Source organism: Streptomyces sp. NBC_00353 (assembly GCF_036108815.1).
In the GTDB taxonomy this organism is placed as follows: domain Bacteria; phylum Actinomycetota; class Actinomycetes; order Streptomycetales; family Streptomycetaceae; genus Streptomyces.
The window spans coordinates 965089-980085 of record NZ_CP107985.1; the positions used below are offsets into that span (position 1 = coordinate 965089).

The following is a 14997-nucleotide window of genomic DNA, read 5'->3' on the forward strand; positions in this document are numbered from 1 at the left end:
GTGAAGCTCCGGAACATGCGTCAGGACTGTGCTTTTCGGTGTGCGCGTCGGGCCCAGCGCCGCAGTTCGTCCGTGCCCCAGACAAGGACGGGGAAGAGGGCAATCAGAGCGACGACGTCGGGGGGCAGGGCGGCCGTACCGAACATCCCCTGAAACAGCGGCACATAGACGAGTACTGCGGTGAAGGCCAGCTCGAAGGCGATACCGGCCAGGAGCAGGGGGTTGGTGAACAGGCCGATGTCTCGCAACGCGGCGTGGTCGGTGCGGGCGGCCAACGCAGTGCCGACCTGGCAGGTCACGATACCGGCGAACGTGGCGGTGGTCGCAGTGATGTACGCGTGGTGCAGTGCAGTGTCGGGGCCGGTCGCACTGCCGGGGTGCCAGCCCGCCCGCCACAGCACATAGAAGAAGGCGGTCATGATCAGAGCTGCGGAGACCGCGCCGAGTCGGCCCCAGCTACGGAGAAGCATGTCGCGCGAGATCACTCCCTGCGAACTCGGACGTGGTGGGCGGCTCATGACACCCGGCTCTGCTCGTTCGCGGCCCAGCGCGAGCGCCGGGAGAGTCTCGGTGCCGAGGTCGATGGCCAGAATCTGCAGCACGGTCAGCGGCAGTGGGATGGCTCCGGCAGAGAGCGCGAACACCAGGAAGGGGACGACTTCGGGAGTGAGGTGGGCAAAAATGTAGACGATGAACTTACGCACGTTGTCATAGACCCGACGTCCCGACTCAATGGCATCGACGATGGTGGCGAAGTTGTCGTCGGTCAGCACCATGGTGGCCGCCTCACGGGCGACATCCGTGCCGGAGCGGCCCATGGCGACACCGATGTGTGCCCGGTGGAGGGCGGGGGCGTCGTTGACGCCGTCGCCTGTCATGGCGACGATCTGACCGTGGGCGCGCAGGGTGTCGGCAACTTTCAGCTTGGTCTCGGGTGAGGAGCGCGCGAAGACGACCTCTGCCTTCCCGTGTGCCAGAACCTGGTCGAGTTCGTGGTCGCCGATGGCCTCGGACTGCGCTACCACGTGCAGGCTCGGTTCCCCGATGCCCACTTCACGGGCCACTGCTGCGGCGGTGGCCCCGTTGTCGCCGGTGACGATGTGGACGCGGAGTCCGGCCTCGTGACAGCGGCGAACGGCGTCTGCGACTTCGGGCCGTGGCGGGTCGTACAGGCCGACAAGGCCCACGAGCCGCAAATCCGTCTCCGCGTCCTGACGCCGAACCGGCAGTTCAGAACCTGAGGACACCTCACGGCCGGCGACAGCCAACACGCGCATGCCGTCATGCGCGAGCTCGTCCGCGGCAGCCAACGCCGCTGCAGCGCGGCCGTCGGACAGGGAGCGGGACACCGATTCCGGTGCGCCCTTGACGATGACGTGCAGATCCTGCGAATCGTCGCCCTGAACGACCGACATCATGCGCAGCCGTGGGTCGAAGTGGAAGAGGGCATGACGCCCGGTGTCCCGCTGGTCGAGGTCGACAGGAGCGGCGTGGGCTGCGGCACCCTCGATCAGAGCGATCTCCGTGGGATCTCCGTGCAGTTCGCCCTCGGCGTCGCGGGTAACGGTGGTACACAGTGCGCTGGTTCGCGCCAGGGCTCCCGCCCAGGGACCGGTTTCCCGACCGTGCTCAGGGGTCCACACGGCCTGGAGCCTCATACGGTTCTGGGTGAGAGTACCCGTCTTGTCGGTACAGATGACGTTCGTGGATCCGAGCGTCTCCACGGCGCTCAGGCGTTTGATCACCGCCCCTTGGCGGGCGAGTACGCGCACACCGACGGCGAGTGCGAGGGTGATGGTCGGCAGCAAACCCTCGGGCACGTTGGCGACGAGCAGGCCGATCGCGAACATGAGGGAGTCGGTCAGCGGCAGCCCCACGGCAACACCGGCGATCAGGAACACCCCGCCCATGGCGACCGCTACGGCGGCAATGAGCCAGGCGACCTTCTTGACCTGCTTCTCCAGGGGACTGGGGTCGCGACGAGTGCGCTGGCTCAGCGCGGCGATGCGTCCCAGTTCTGTGTGGTCGCCGGTGGCGAACACAATCGCCTGGGCCCGGCCCCCCGTGCACGTGGTGCCACTGAAGATGAGGTTGGGCTCCTGCAGCAGGGGCGCCCCGACGAGTCCGGGACCGGCGATGCGTTCGGCCGGCGCGGACTCGCCGGTCAACATCGACAGGTCGACCTCGATGCCGCCCTCGGCCAGACGTGCGTCGGCGGGGACCTTGGCGCCCTCCTCGAGAACGACCAGGTCGCCCGGCACCAGGTCCCTCGCCTCTACGGCCGACGGGCGGCCGTCCCGGATCACCAAGGCCTGCTCGGGCAAGTACTTGGCCAGGGTCTCCACCGCCTGTTCGGCCTGCCGCTCCTGAAGGAGCGCAAACCCTGCGTTGACGATGACAACGGCGACGATGGCCCAGCCGAGCACCGGGATGTCGGCTACGAACGCCAGCGCTGCGGCCGCCCAGAGCAGCAGGGCGAGCGGGTGCACCAACTGCCGGACGAGTTCACGCCCCAAGGATGACCTCGCCTTGCGGCGGACCTCGTTGGGGCCGTAGACGGCGAGGCGGCGGGCCGCCTCCCGTGTGGAAAGGCCACGCGCCTCGGTGCCGAGTTCGTGCCGCAGCAAGGGCAGCGGCTCCAGTGGATCCGGGCTCAGTAGCGGACCCTGGCCGGTGGTTGGGCGGGTGGTGCCGGCCTCGGTCATCTTCGGCTCCCGGCCCCCGCCGCGACCGGTCGGCCCAGCGTGGGTGCAACGTGCCCGTGGCCGCACTGTCGGTCAACGGCGCGTCGCAGCTCGTTCGCGCGACAGTCGAACAACCGCCGCAGCGGACGTACAGTCACGGTCCGGGATTGCATCGGTTCGGGTCCGGTCGAGTTGACATCGGGCATCTTGCGGCTCCGCACTGCGTCCCTGCGACTCCGCTCAGTGAGGAGTGGCGCTCGGCGCTGATGCGATGGGCCCCGGTCGGCATGTGTTCGGTATTGCGGAGCACCCGGATCCTGCCCGCGCGGACCGGGGTCCGAGCGGGCAGGTCCCGGCCTGTCGGCCGTCATGCGGCCGCAGATGGTGAGCCGGGACCACGATGGGGTCGAGGTCGTCATCGCGGATAAACCAGCAGATTCGTCACGACTCGTCGTGACCGCTGGTTGTGGCCCGCTTCACGGGAATGCTGCGTGCCGTGTCCGGTATCTCGGGCTCCATCGCCACGCGCACGGTGAGGATGCCGTCCTCGTACTCCGCCTCGACCCCGTCGGACGGAATCTGAGCCGGCAGGCGAACGGTGCGATGGAAGGAGCCGTAACGGAACTCCGAGTGTTCCTTCTCCTCCTTGCTCTCGGTGTGTTCGGCGCCGACGGTGAGCGTGTCGCCCTCGACCGTGATGTGGATGTCCTTCGCGGGGTCCATCCCGGGAAGCTCGGCACGCAGCACGTACCGCCCCTCCTGGTTGGTCACCTCGATCGGGATCGGGTGGACGTCGGGCATCGGCCGCCACATCGGGAAGCGGGGGAGGTCGGTTCCGAACCAGTCCATGAGGTCGGGGAAGAGGCTGCGCCTGCGCTCCATCTGGGTTCCGGACATGGTGTCCTCCATCTCCAGCGCCTTGGCGGCGCCTTCTGTGGTGCCGGATTCAGTTTCAGTGGCTGGACGTCAGGTCCGCTTGGGAAGGTTGGGTCCCGAACGGGGCCGTTCGTTCCTCACCGTGCAGGTTCATTTCGGCAGCAGCCACGTGCTGCTTCACCGCGGCAAAGCTGTCCGGTGCCACTGAAATCGAGTCGATACCGGTCTTCACCAGGAATTCTGTGAAGGCGGGGTCGTCGCTGGGACGCTGGCCGCAGAGGCCGACCGTACGGCCGACGGCCTGGGCACGCGGCACAAGGGTCTGGATGCTGCGCGTGACCGCGGGGTCGGTCTCGTCGAAGACATGAGCCAGGGCTTCGGAGTCGCGGTCGACGCCCAGGGTGAGCTGGGTCAGGTCGTTGCTCCCGATGGAGAAGCCGTCAAAACGCTCGGCGAAGTCCTCGGCCAGGACGATGTTGGACGGGATCTCCGCCATGACATACACCTTGAGGCCGTTCCCACCCCTGCGCAGCCCCTGCTCCGCCATGACGTCCAGGACCCGGTCGGCCTCTTCGAGGGTGCGGCAGAAGGGGATCATGACGATGACGTTCGTCAGGCCCATCTCGTCGCGAACTCGGCGCAGTGCCCGGCATTCCAGGGTGAATCCTTCGCGATAACCGTCGCTGTAGTAGCGGCTCGCGCCGCGCCAGCCGATCATCGGGTTCGCTTCGACCGGTTCGAAGGCCCGGCCGCCGAGCAGCCGCGCATACTCGTTGGTCTTGAAGTCGCTGGTCCGGACGACGACCGGGGCGGGCCAGCGGGAAGCGGCGATGCGGGCCACGCCGTAGGCCAGTCGGTCGACAAAGTACTGGCCGCGGTCGAGGCAACCCTCGGTGAGCTGCTCGATGGCACAGAGATCTTGCTGGTCCACTCGCTCAGGGTGCAGCAGCGCCATGGGGTGGGCCTTGACCTGGTGGGCGACGATGAACTCCAGGCGCGCGAGCCCGACGCCGTCGGTGGGGAGGCGCCACCAACGGAAGGCTGCGGACGGGTCAGCGAGATTGAGCATCACGCGTGTCCGGGTGGCAGGAAGCTCGGCGAGGTCGGTTTCGCGCTCCTCGTAGGCCAGGAGTCCCGCGTAGACCTGACCGCGGGCACCTTCGGCACAGGAGACGGTCGCCTCATGGCCACTGCGCAGCACCTCGGTGGCCCGGCCGGTACCGACAACGGCGGGGACGCCGAGTTCGCGGCTGACGATGGCGGCATGCGAGGTCCGGCCGCCATGGTCGGTGACGATCGCGGAGGCACGCTTCATGACCGGTTCCCAGTCCGGGTCGGTGATGCCGGTGACGAGCACCGCGCCGGTGGGGAAGCGGTCGAGATCCACAGGCGAGTCGAGGACGACGACAGGGCCGGACCCGATGGCTTCGCCGACCGCTATGCCCTCGATGAGGCTCTCCCCCGGGCTCTCGGTCAGGCGACAGCGACGCAGCGTCGTCGTACGGCGTCGGGACTGTACGGTTTCGGGCCGGGCCTGGACAATCGCCAGCTCGCCGGTCAGGCCGTCCTTTGCCCATTCCAGGTCCATGGGGCATCCGTAGTGCTCCTCGACGGTCATCGCCCATCCGGCCAACTGCCGGACTTCCGCAGCTGTCAGGACGGTGCGCGAGCGGCGCTCTTCGCGGGTCGTGTCGACGGTCCGGGTCAGTCCGCGCTCTCCATAGACTGCCTTCTTCCGCTTCGCTCCGATCCGTACATCGATCACGGGATCCAGTGCCGGGTCCTTCAGGCTCGGCTTGAAGACCGTGTATTCGTCGGGATCGACCTGGCCACTGACGACGGTCTCGCCCAGGCCCCACGCCGCGCTGACCACGATGACCTCGGGAAAGCCGCTCTCAGGGTCGAGGGTGAAGATCACTCCGGCGCCCGCGAGGTCCGAGCGGACCATGATCTGGACGCCGACGGAGAGAGCGACCGAGAGGTGGTCGAAGCCCATCCGCTCCCGGTAGTCGATCGCGCGGTCAGTGAACAGAGAGGCATAACAGCGGTGGCAGGACTGCAACAGCTGGGCAGGCCCGCGGACGTTCAGGTACGTCTCCTGCTGGCCGGCGAAACTCGCCTCAGGCAGGTCCTCGGCGGTGGCACTACTGCGCACGGCCACTTCGGGATCGTGGCGGCCCTGGTCCCGCGAGAGCTGCTCGTACGCGGAGACGACCTCGCTCCGCAGCCCGGTCGGCAACGGCTCGGCCAGGATCATCGACCGGATCTCCGCCCCCACCTCGTCAAGCACAGTCCCTTCGTGCAGGCGCCCGATCTGCGCTTCGATCCGCGCACGCAGTCCGTGACCGTCGAGCAATTCTCTGTACGCGTCCGCCGTCGTCGCGAAACCAGGAGGCACTCGCACGCCCGCAGATGCCAGATGTGCGGTCATCTCTCCCAGAGAGGCATTCTTGCCACCGACACGGCCGACATCCTGCCGACCAAGCACTGCGAACGGTACAACCCGTCGAGCAGTTGCCATGATGTCCTCCCGCCCCATGTGCGGTGGCCGCGGGCTTCAGTGGATCCGAGTGCGCTGCATCGTTGTCACCTCGTCGGGAGACGGAGCCCGATACAGCGTTCCGACTTCCACGATCGCTCCGCAGGCGTCATCGCCGCAGTGCCGAGGGGGTCGGCGGCACCGGGCCGAGTGGGCTATGGAGGGGGACCGAACGGCCCATGGAAGTGCACAGCCCGGACCTGGTGACCACGAAGGGGGGCACACATCTGACAATGGCGTCCGCTACGCGTCCCGGTACAGACGTTCAAGGTCGACGAGCATGACCTCGCCGCGAGCACGCGCCGCATGGAGCTCGGGGCTGAACCCCGAAGCACCATAGAGAGCCAGTCGGACGTGGCTGACATCCTCAAGGGAATTGAGTCCGTCCAGGATGCACCGCAGACGTTGCAGATGGTGGATGTCCATGCCGGTATGCCATCGCGCGAGCCCCACCGACAGAAGGGAACCGGCCATCGGGCCGTCCTGTCGGCGGACCACGACCTCGGCATCCAGTCCGGCAGTCGCCGACGGGTCACTGAGGGAGCCGTACGACGCGGTGACATGGTCGGCACCGAATGCAGCCGAGTCGGCAAAGCGGCCCGCCCACTCCCGGCAGACTTGGGCAAACTGAGGTCCGGCGACAAGAGAGTTGAAATCGGTTCGCGCACCTGCCCATACCGTCTCGGCATCGTTTTGCTCAAGGGCGGCCCTGCGTGGGCGCGTTACGGCGTGCTCGAACGCGAGGAGCGGGTCCGCGATGCGATGACGCTTGACCCCCGGCTGCAGCCCATCCGTCTGCGATTGAAGCAGACCGTGGTCGCGGAGGAGGGCGAGGGTCCTGGAGGCATCTGTGAGTTGCTGTCCCAGGAAGGTGGCGATTTCGCCGTGGGTCGTGCAGCCTCTGGCCAGGGCGGCGAGTACGGAGTGACAAACCCCGTGGCTCCAGGGCCCGGTCTCCTCGTCGAGGAGATGGCGAGCCTCGTGGAACAGCGGGGTGCGCGGATTCAGGATGGTGCGACAGACCCAGGCATCGAAGTCGTCACGATCGACAGGAACATCGTCGTCGACGTAGTCGTACCGATAGGCGGGCGTCCCGCCGACGACCGTGTAGACGAGAAAGGCGAGCCTCGGGTCGTCGATGCCCCACAATTGCGCCGTCTTGCGGAAGTCCAGGGGCTGGATGTCGAGCTTCAGAGCGGCGAGTGTGTGCAGCGGCGAGGAGTGCGCGAACAGCCGGATCATCACCGGTGCGGTCTCACCACCGAGCAGCAATCGCGCACGGCTTTCCAGTGGCGGTCTGTCGAGGTGCCGGAGGGCTCCGTGGATGACAGAGGGCAAAGCCGGGCTCGCCGCGACAAGGTCGGGGAACGAGTCGATGATGACGGGCAGTGGCCGGGTGTCACCCAGCGCCAGCAAGGCATCGATGCCTTCCTTCCAATCACGCCAGTGGCTGGGCTGTGCGACCTGCCTGTATCGCGCGTACTCCTCGCCCAACCTGCGCAAGGACTCGGCTTGGGTGGCTTCCTGTCCACAGAAATAGAACCCGCCCGTGGCTCGTGCCACCGATTCCAGCAGGAGGGTCTTGCCCTGGCGGGGCCGGCCCATGACGACGCCGAGGCCCGTTCCCGGATGCGGATCGCTCGAGAAGGACATCAAGGCTGCCCATTCGTCTTCCTTGTCGAAGAGGCGATCGGGCCTGGCTGAGCGTTCAGGGTCCACGATCGAGGTCTGCTGCTGTCCGTGTACGGCATTCACCCCATGCACCTCCGGAACCAGCTGAGGGCTACTCCATTCTCGGGCTCGCGGCCGTCGAGCGCGCGCTGTAGCGACCATCGTTGTCACGACGGACCGCGCGCTCGGGCAGACGGAACCAACGTTGTTCCCCCGCGGCCACGGTCTCCAGCCGCTCGCCGGGCAGGCACACGCGCAGCGGGGGATTGAGTCGCGACAGGGGCACGCGAATCCCCACCCGACCCGGCAGAAACTGGATGCGGATATCCCGGTGTCCGCGGTAACAGAACGTGAACGAGCAGCGCGGCACCTCCTGGAGCGGGATGGGGCCGATCCGGAGTCCGTCCGGGCCTGCCTCCAGCCCTGCGACGACCCGTTCGACAAGATCGAGGGTGCCGGCCATGGCACCCAGGTGGATGCCTTCGCCGGTGGTGCCGCCCTGAATATCTGCCACGTCGCTGAGCAGGGCTTCCTCCCAGTACCGCCAGACGTCCGGACCCTTCTGGCGGGCGAGGACCCAGCCATGCACCAGGCTGCTGAGGGTCGATCCGTGACTGGTGCGAGTCAGGTAGTAATTGACCGTCGTGCGCCACACTTCGTCGTCGAGACGGTACCCGAGGCGGTCGAAAAGTTCCTGCAGCTCGGCGGGGCGGAAGAGATGGCCGAGCATGAGTGTGTCGGCCTGCTTGGAGGCTTGGTAACGGTTGACCGTATCGCCCTCGGACTCCAGGATCCGGTCGAGGCGGCGGATGTCGGAGTAGCGGGAGCGGTAGGCATCCCAGTCCAGCTCGGCCAGCTCACCATAGCCTTCGAACTGGTTGATGACATCGCCGTGGAACGGCACGTACAACCGGTGGGAGATGTCGTCCCCCAGCGGTTCAGCGTCTCGTCGTCGAGGCCGAGTTTCTCGGCCAGCTCCCTTCGGCGGGCAGCAGGCAGTTCGTCGAACACTTCGAGTGCGCGTGCAAGCGCCCAGGCGGTGGTCACGTTGGTGTACGCGTTGTCGTCGATCCCAGCAGCAGCCGCCTCGGGGTAGGCGCGTGCCCCTGCGGGGAATTCTCCCGACTCGACCACTCGCCGATCACTGCGGCCACGGTCACAGGCCAGCGGGCCGCCTGTCGCATCGGCCCACGCCCGCGCTGTTTCGCACCGGTCCGCCCCGACGGCAGCAGTCGGGCGCTCGCCCACACTCACCGAGGAATTTGCCATGACCTCTGGCCGGTACACCGTCAACGACGTCATGACGAAGACCGTCGTCACCATCACCCCCGACGCGGAATTCAAAGAGATCGCCGCCGCCATGGAGCAGTGGAAAGTCACCGCCCTACCCGTCGTCGAAGGCGAGGGCCGAGTCGTCGGCGTCGTCTCCGAGGCCGACCTGCTCACGAAGGAGGAGTTCCACGACCACTCACCCGGCATGATCGAGCATATGCGCCGCCTGAGCGACATCGCCAAGGCCGGCTCGGTCCGGGCCAAGGACCTGATGACAAGCCCCGCCGTCACGGTCAAGCCCGACGCGCCCCTCCCGCAGGCCGCCCGGCTCATGGCCGACCGGCATGTCAAGCGCCTACCGGTCGTTGACGCCGGTGGCACCCTCAAGGGCATCGTCAGCCGCGCCGATCTCCTGAAGGTTTTCCTGCGCTCCGACGACGAGATCGCCGCCGAGATTCGTCTTGAGGTCGTCAACCAGCTGTTCCCCGTCGCGCACCAAGACGTGAAGGTCAGTGTCACCTGGGGTGTGGCCACGCTCACCGGTCGCGTCCGCGACGCCACCCTGATTCCCGCCGCCGCCCGCCTCGCTCAGTCCGTGGAAGGCGTGGTCAGCGTGGACTGCCGGCTCGAAGGCCTGGGATCCGCCTGAGCCCGGTATCACCTCGCACCCGCAGGTGCCGGGTCGAAGGGACCCCTGTGCCTTCCCGTCGGCCCGGCCAGGCGGCGTCCCGCGACAAGCACGAGCAAGGGGCTGGACGGTCGCTGTTCCGCCTTGTGCCCGGCAGCGCAACCTCGTACGTCCTCACGTGGATCCAGCACCTACTGGCCCCCGACGAGGAGTCCATCCGGCCCTGTCGAGGGACGAACGGCCCATTTGTACGGGACAACGGGCCGCTCCATGCTGGAGGGGCCATCGACCGTTCCCGACTCTCCGGGAGACCCGCGATGCTCACCAAAACGCTCGACGACACCACGTTGACCGACCTCGTCGCCGATGCCACCACAGCGCCGTCCATGCACAACGCCCAGCCCTGGCAGTTCCGCTACGAACGCTCCAACCACACCCTCACGCTCCGGGCGGACCTCGACCGTGCGATGCCGGAGGCCGACCCCTCCACCCGCGGACTCCATGTCGGCTGCGGCGCGGCCCTGTTGAACCTGCGGGTATCCGCCGCCCACCTCGGTCTGGACTCGGTCACCACACTGCTGCCCGAACCGTCGGACCCGCCCCTCCTGGCCGTCGTACGCCTGGGTATCCACCCCGACTCCCCCCGGAAGTCGGCGGACAAAGCACTCGCGTCTCTCCACCCCGCGATTCGGGACCGGCATACCAGCCGCTATCCGTTCGACGAGCGAGCGATCCCCGAGGACGTTCGTACGCGATTCGCCGACGCGGCCCGTATCGAGGGCGCGGACTTCGCCTTCCTGACTCCGACGCATTTGGAGACCGTGCTCGAACTGATCCGGGATGCCGAGGGATACGACCGCAGGGATGTTGCGCGAGAGGCGGAACAGCGCAGCTGGACCCGGGACACAAAGACAGAGGTCCCAGTCGACGGAATTCCGGATTACGCGTTCGGGCCCCGTGACGCGTCCGAAAGGGCGACCGTCCGCGATTTCGCGGGCACGGCCGTCCTCGCAGGCCGAGTGCGCGTCCTGTTCGAGAACCGGCCGCAGCTGGCCCTTCTGAGCACCACGGGCGACCGTCCCGAGGACTGGCTGCACGCCGGCCAGGCCCTGGAACGCGTCCTGCTCACCGCCACACTTCACCACGTGTCCAGCTCATTCGCGACGCAACCCCTCGAATGGCCGGACCTGCGATGGCTCCTGCGCGACCCGGTCTTCGGCACGGGAAACGCGCAGATGATCATCCGCCTGGGATACGGGCCGAGCGGGCCACGCACACCGCGACGTCCTGTAGACCAAGTACTGACCATCGAGCCGTAGAAACCCGGGTCGTATGCCACCGAGGCAGGCGGTCATCCGAGCAGGGAAGGCAGTGGGAGCGATGCAGCTTCCCGTAGTCGTCGGAGTGGACGGATCAGAGGGCAGTCTGCGCGCACTGGACTGGGCAGCGGCGGAAGCGGCCCGACAGCGACTCCCCCTCCGCGTCATCCACGCGTCATTGTGGGAACACTACGAAGGGCTGCGCCCCACATTCGACACCGAGCGTCCCGCCGAGCAGATCCTCGCCGAGCATCTCGTCGCCTCCGCGCAGGAGCGGGCACAACGCCTCCATTCGGAGGTGAGCGTGGTCGCCGACGTGCAGCCCGAAGACCCGGTGACCGCACTCGTCCAGGAGAGCCACGAGGCAACCCTTGTCGTCCTCGGCTCCCGCGGCCGGGGCCGAATCGCCGGGATGCTCCTCGGATCCGTCGGCCTCGCCCTTGCCGGCCGGTCCCACTGTCCGGTCGTCGTGATCCCGACGACCCCACCCGGCACGCAGCCGAAGCCCGGCCGCATCGTCGTCGGGATCGGAGACGCCGCAGGACCGTCAGCAGCCGCCCACTTCGCACTCGAACAGGCGGCATCCCGTCACGGTGAACTGATCGCCGTACGGGCCTGGCGCTGCCCTGCCCACGAGGCCATGGACCATCCGCTCCTCTCGGGTTCCCCGGCATCCGCACACCGTCAACAGGCTGAGGAACACCTCGAAAACGTCCTGGCGGTGCTGGACCGCACCGGTTCCGATGCCGTCATCGACCGATCGGTGGTCCAGGGACCGGCTCACCAGGCACTGATCGAAGCAGCCACGGGTGCGGAACTCCTCGTCGTCGGCGCACGGCGCGGCAGCGGACGGCACGGACTCCACCTCGGCCCGGTGAACCACGCGGTGCTGCACTACTCCCCCTGCCCGGTTGCCGTCGTGCCCCACACTCGCTGAGCACGACGCCGATACTCAGAGCACCTCTGATCAACGGTGGGGAACGCGGGGGACCAGACAGTGCGCGTGGTGCAAATACTCCTCGACGGCGTCGAACGGCCGCTGGACGGAATACGGACCCGGCTGCTGTAGCCGTAGTCCCGTGGCCGAGGTTCCGGAGATCTGAACGATCCGGAGCATGGGCCCGTTCGGCCCTGGTGCGTAGCTCCTGTGCGGACGCACGATGACGGAGGGGCGGGACTGCGCAACCCCTCGACGGCCAGGAGGACACCATGAGCGACGAGACGGGGTTCTCGGCCCAGAGACCGATCCGCGTGTTCCTGCTCGACGATCATGAGGTGGTCAGGCGCGGGGTGCAGGATCTGCTTGATGCGGAACTCGACATCAAGGTCGTCGGCGACGCCGGCACAGCCGATCAGGCTCTGGCCCGCGGCCCGGCGCTCCGACCTGACGTCGCGATTCTCGATGTACGGCTGCCGGACGGCGACGGGATCGCCGTGTGTCGTGAACTGCGCTCGCGGATGCCGGAACTGGCCTGCCTGATGCTCACCTCGTTCGACGACGACGAAGCCCTGCTCGACGCGATCATGGCTGGCGCGGCAGGCTACGTACTCAAGGAAATCAAGGGCTCTGACCTTGTCGCCGCCGTCCGCACACTGGCATCCGGGCGTTCGACCCTCGACCCGGCGACCACGGCACGGCTGATGAGCAGCCTGCGCGAGGAGGAAGCCTGCGCTGAACCCGAGGAGGACGACGCGCTGTCGGGGCTGTCCCCGCGGGAGAGGGACGTCCTCGTACTGATCGGTGAAGGGCTGACGAACAGCCAGATCGGCAAGCGCCTCTACCTGTCGGAGAAGACCGTCAAGAATCATATCTCCCGTCTGCTGGCCAAGCTCGGTGTCGAACGTCGCATCCAGGCGGCCGTGATCGCTGCGCACGCCACGGAACCCTCCCCGCCGCCCGGAGCCGGACAGCATCGGACGTAACCGTGCGGCCCCGAAATATCAGGACAGCCGCAGTGGCACCCGCCAGCTCAGCCGAGTGCCACCCTTTTCCGACGCCCCCACACTCATCTCGCCACCGAGTTTCTCGGCGCGCCGTGCAAGGTTGTCGAGCCCGCTTCGGGAACCACCGTCCTCGGGCATGCCCACGCCGTTGTCGGACACGATGAGGTTCAGCGCCCCCTCACCCACCACGAGCGAGATGTCCACCGACGTGGCCCGTGCATGGCGAGCGACATTGCTCAGCGCCTCGCCGAGGACCGCGATCACCTGCTCGGCGATCTCGGCTGGCACATCTGTATCAATGAGCCCTCCCATCCGCAGCGACGGCTGGAAGCCCAGGGTGCGTGCGGCCTCTTCCACCGCGGTCGCCGTCCGGGCCCGCAGCCCCTGGCCGGCACGGCCCGGTCCGCGTGCACGTAGGCCAAAGATCGTGGACCGGATGATCTTGATGGTCTCGTCCAGATCGTCCACCGCTCGCAGCAACCGTTCGCTCGCCTGTGGATGATCCACGAACCGCACCACGCTCTGCAGCGTCATACCGGTGGCGAACAGCCGCTGAATGGCCAGGTCGTGCAGGTCCCGGGCGATGCGGTCCCGGTCCTCCAGCAGAGCGATCTGCTCGGCGGCTTTGCGCCGCTCGGTGAGTTCCATCGCCAGCGCTGCCTGACCGGCGAAGGTCAGCAGGGGCAAAGTTTCCGACGTGGTGAAGGCGGGACCCTCCCGTACGCGGGCCAGCAGCAGCACCCCACGGGTCCGCTCACCTGTCACCATCGGGACCGCGACAGCCGGGCCGAGCCCCTCCCACCTCGGAGGGCCCTCGGTGATCCGCGGATCGTGTTCGACATCGAGGCTGGTGATCGGCTCGCCCGCGTCGAGAGCCGCACCGACGAACGATCCCTCACGTGGCAGGACCAGACCATGGTGAATCTCGGCGTCCACACCTGAAGCCAGTGCCACTCGGAGGGTCCTGCCCTCTGCAGGGAGCGCCAGGACGCCAAGATCCGCGGAGAGAATACGCGAGGCACGATCGATGATCATCTGCAGGACGTGTGCCTCGTTCGCCCCGCTCAGCAGACCCGCGACGATCTCGCTGTTGGCCTCCTGCCAGCGTTGGCGATCGCGCGTCTCCGCGTACAGGCGAGCGTTCTCGATCGCCACTCCCGCCGCCACGGCCAACGTCGACAGCACGGTTTCGTCCTCGGCGTCGAATTCGCGGCCGCCCCGTTTCTCAGTGAGATACAGATTGCCGAACACCTCGTCGCGAACCCGGATGGGCACCCCAAGAAACGAATGCATCGGGGGGTGGTTCGGCGGGAACCCGTACGACGCCGGATGCTCGGCGAGTTCCCCGAGCCGCAGGGGCTGGGGATGACGGATCAGCTCGCCCAAGAGGCCGTGCCCCTCAGGCAGCGGGCCGATGGCCTCTCGCTGCTCCGCCGTTATGCCCACCGGCAGGAACTGCGTGAGCCTGGTTCCCTCGCCGACCACTCCCAGGGCTCCGTACTCGGCATCGACCACAACGACTGCGGCTTGGACGATCCGGCGCAGCACCTGGGGCAGATCAAGTCCCCTTCCCACCGACATCACGGCGTCCAGGAGCAGGGCCGCCTCGGCAGGGCTACGAGTCACGGCATCGAGACGCCCGTGGAGGTCGTCCGGCAAGGTGCTCAGGCGACGGCGCGCCTCGCCGCAGCGGTCAGTTCCGTTGTCGCCCACAGTGCCTCCATCGTGACCCGCACATCCCGGGCGGGTCACACCTCCACGGTAGGACCGACCGTCACGCGGCACCTGGTGACTTCAACCGACTCAGCCGTACAGTCGGGCAGTGCTCGGGGCAGTGCCCGGAATCTGTGGGCTCTCGTCGAGCGGAACCAGCCGCGGCCGACAGCCCGCCGAGATGGCCCGCGCGGTGCTGGACACTACGTGCGAGCCCCATGACCGAAGCGAAGCCCGGGCCTCCTTGACGCGCGCGGATCGGTTCGCTGAGCATCTCCGTGGACGACCCGGAATTGATCCGTACCGCGCCGGGTCGTTCCGGGCGTGCATCGTCCAGAACACAATCGAAGT

At 67.6% G+C, this 14997-nt stretch carries 10 protein-coding genes; 4 read left to right on the forward strand and 6 right to left on the reverse strand.

Features of this window, described 5'->3' with window-relative positions; translation table 11 throughout:
• Positions 1 to 20 precede the first annotated feature (20 nt).
• From OHA88_RS04650 to OHA88_RS04670, 5 genes are all read right to left on the reverse strand, one after another.
• Positions 21 to 2705 carry a cation-translocating P-type ATPase gene (locus OHA88_RS04650; protein ID WP_328624339.1) on the reverse strand — a complete coding sequence of 895 codons (2685 nt, stop codon included), beginning with the start codon at positions 2703 to 2705 and terminating at the stop codon, positions 21 to 23.
• A 420-nt stretch (positions 2706 to 3125) separates the two neighbouring features.
• Positions 3126 to 3581: an Hsp20/alpha crystallin family protein gene (locus tag OHA88_RS04655; RefSeq protein ID WP_328624340.1), complete on the reverse strand. Its 456-nt coding sequence runs from the start codon at positions 3579 to 3581 to the stop codon at positions 3126 to 3128.
• A gap of 55 nt (positions 3582 to 3636) precedes the next feature.
• On the reverse strand, positions 3637 to 6099 hold the full coding sequence (gene ppsA / locus OHA88_RS04660) for a phosphoenolpyruvate synthase (RefSeq protein ID WP_328624341.1): 2463 nt from the start codon (positions 6097 to 6099) through the stop codon (positions 3637 to 3639).
• A gap of 243 nt (positions 6100 to 6342) precedes the next feature.
• Positions 6343 to 7854 (reverse strand): AAA family ATPase, encoded by a 1512-nt coding sequence (locus OHA88_RS04665; RefSeq protein ID WP_328624342.1) that lies wholly within the window; start codon positions 7852 to 7854, stop codon positions 6343 to 6345.
• Positions 7855 to 7882: 28 nt separating this feature from the next.
• Positions 7883 to 8674 (reverse strand): hypothetical protein, encoded by a 792-nt coding sequence (locus OHA88_RS04670; RefSeq protein ID WP_443044174.1) that lies wholly within the window; start codon positions 8672 to 8674, stop codon positions 7883 to 7885.
• Between the two features lie 363 nt (positions 8675 to 9037).
• On the opposite strand from OHA88_RS04670, the gene OHA88_RS04675 reads away from it, so the two are divergent.
• The 4 genes from OHA88_RS04675 (at position 9038) to OHA88_RS04690 (ending at position 12912) form a co-directional block, all read left to right on the forward strand.
• Positions 9038 to 9691, forward strand: coding sequence for a CBS domain-containing protein (locus tag OHA88_RS04675; protein WP_328624343.1), 654 nt, complete (start codon positions 9038 to 9040; stop codon positions 9689 to 9691).
• A 296-nt stretch (positions 9692 to 9987) separates the two neighbouring features.
• Positions 9988 to 10989 carry an Acg family FMN-binding oxidoreductase gene (locus OHA88_RS04680; protein WP_328624344.1) on the forward strand — a complete coding sequence of 334 codons (1002 nt, stop codon included), beginning with the start codon at positions 9988 to 9990 and terminating at the stop codon, positions 10987 to 10989.
• A 61-nt stretch (positions 10990 to 11050) separates the two neighbouring features.
• Positions 11051 to 11926: a universal stress protein gene (locus OHA88_RS04685; RefSeq protein ID WP_328624345.1), complete on the forward strand. Its 876-nt coding sequence runs from the start codon at positions 11051 to 11053 to the stop codon at positions 11924 to 11926.
• A 272-nt stretch (positions 11927 to 12198) separates the two neighbouring features.
• Positions 12199 to 12912: a response regulator transcription factor gene (locus OHA88_RS04690; RefSeq protein ID WP_328624346.1), complete on the forward strand. Its 714-nt coding sequence runs from the start codon at positions 12199 to 12201 to the stop codon at positions 12910 to 12912.
• Between the two features lie 18 nt (positions 12913 to 12930).
• Here OHA88_RS04690 and OHA88_RS04695 read toward each other — a convergent pair whose 3' ends face one another.
• Positions 12931 to 14646 (reverse strand): sensor histidine kinase, encoded by a 1716-nt coding sequence (locus tag OHA88_RS04695; RefSeq protein WP_328624347.1) that lies wholly within the window; start codon positions 14644 to 14646, stop codon positions 12931 to 12933.
• Between the last annotated feature and the right edge of the window lie 351 nt (positions 14647 to 14997).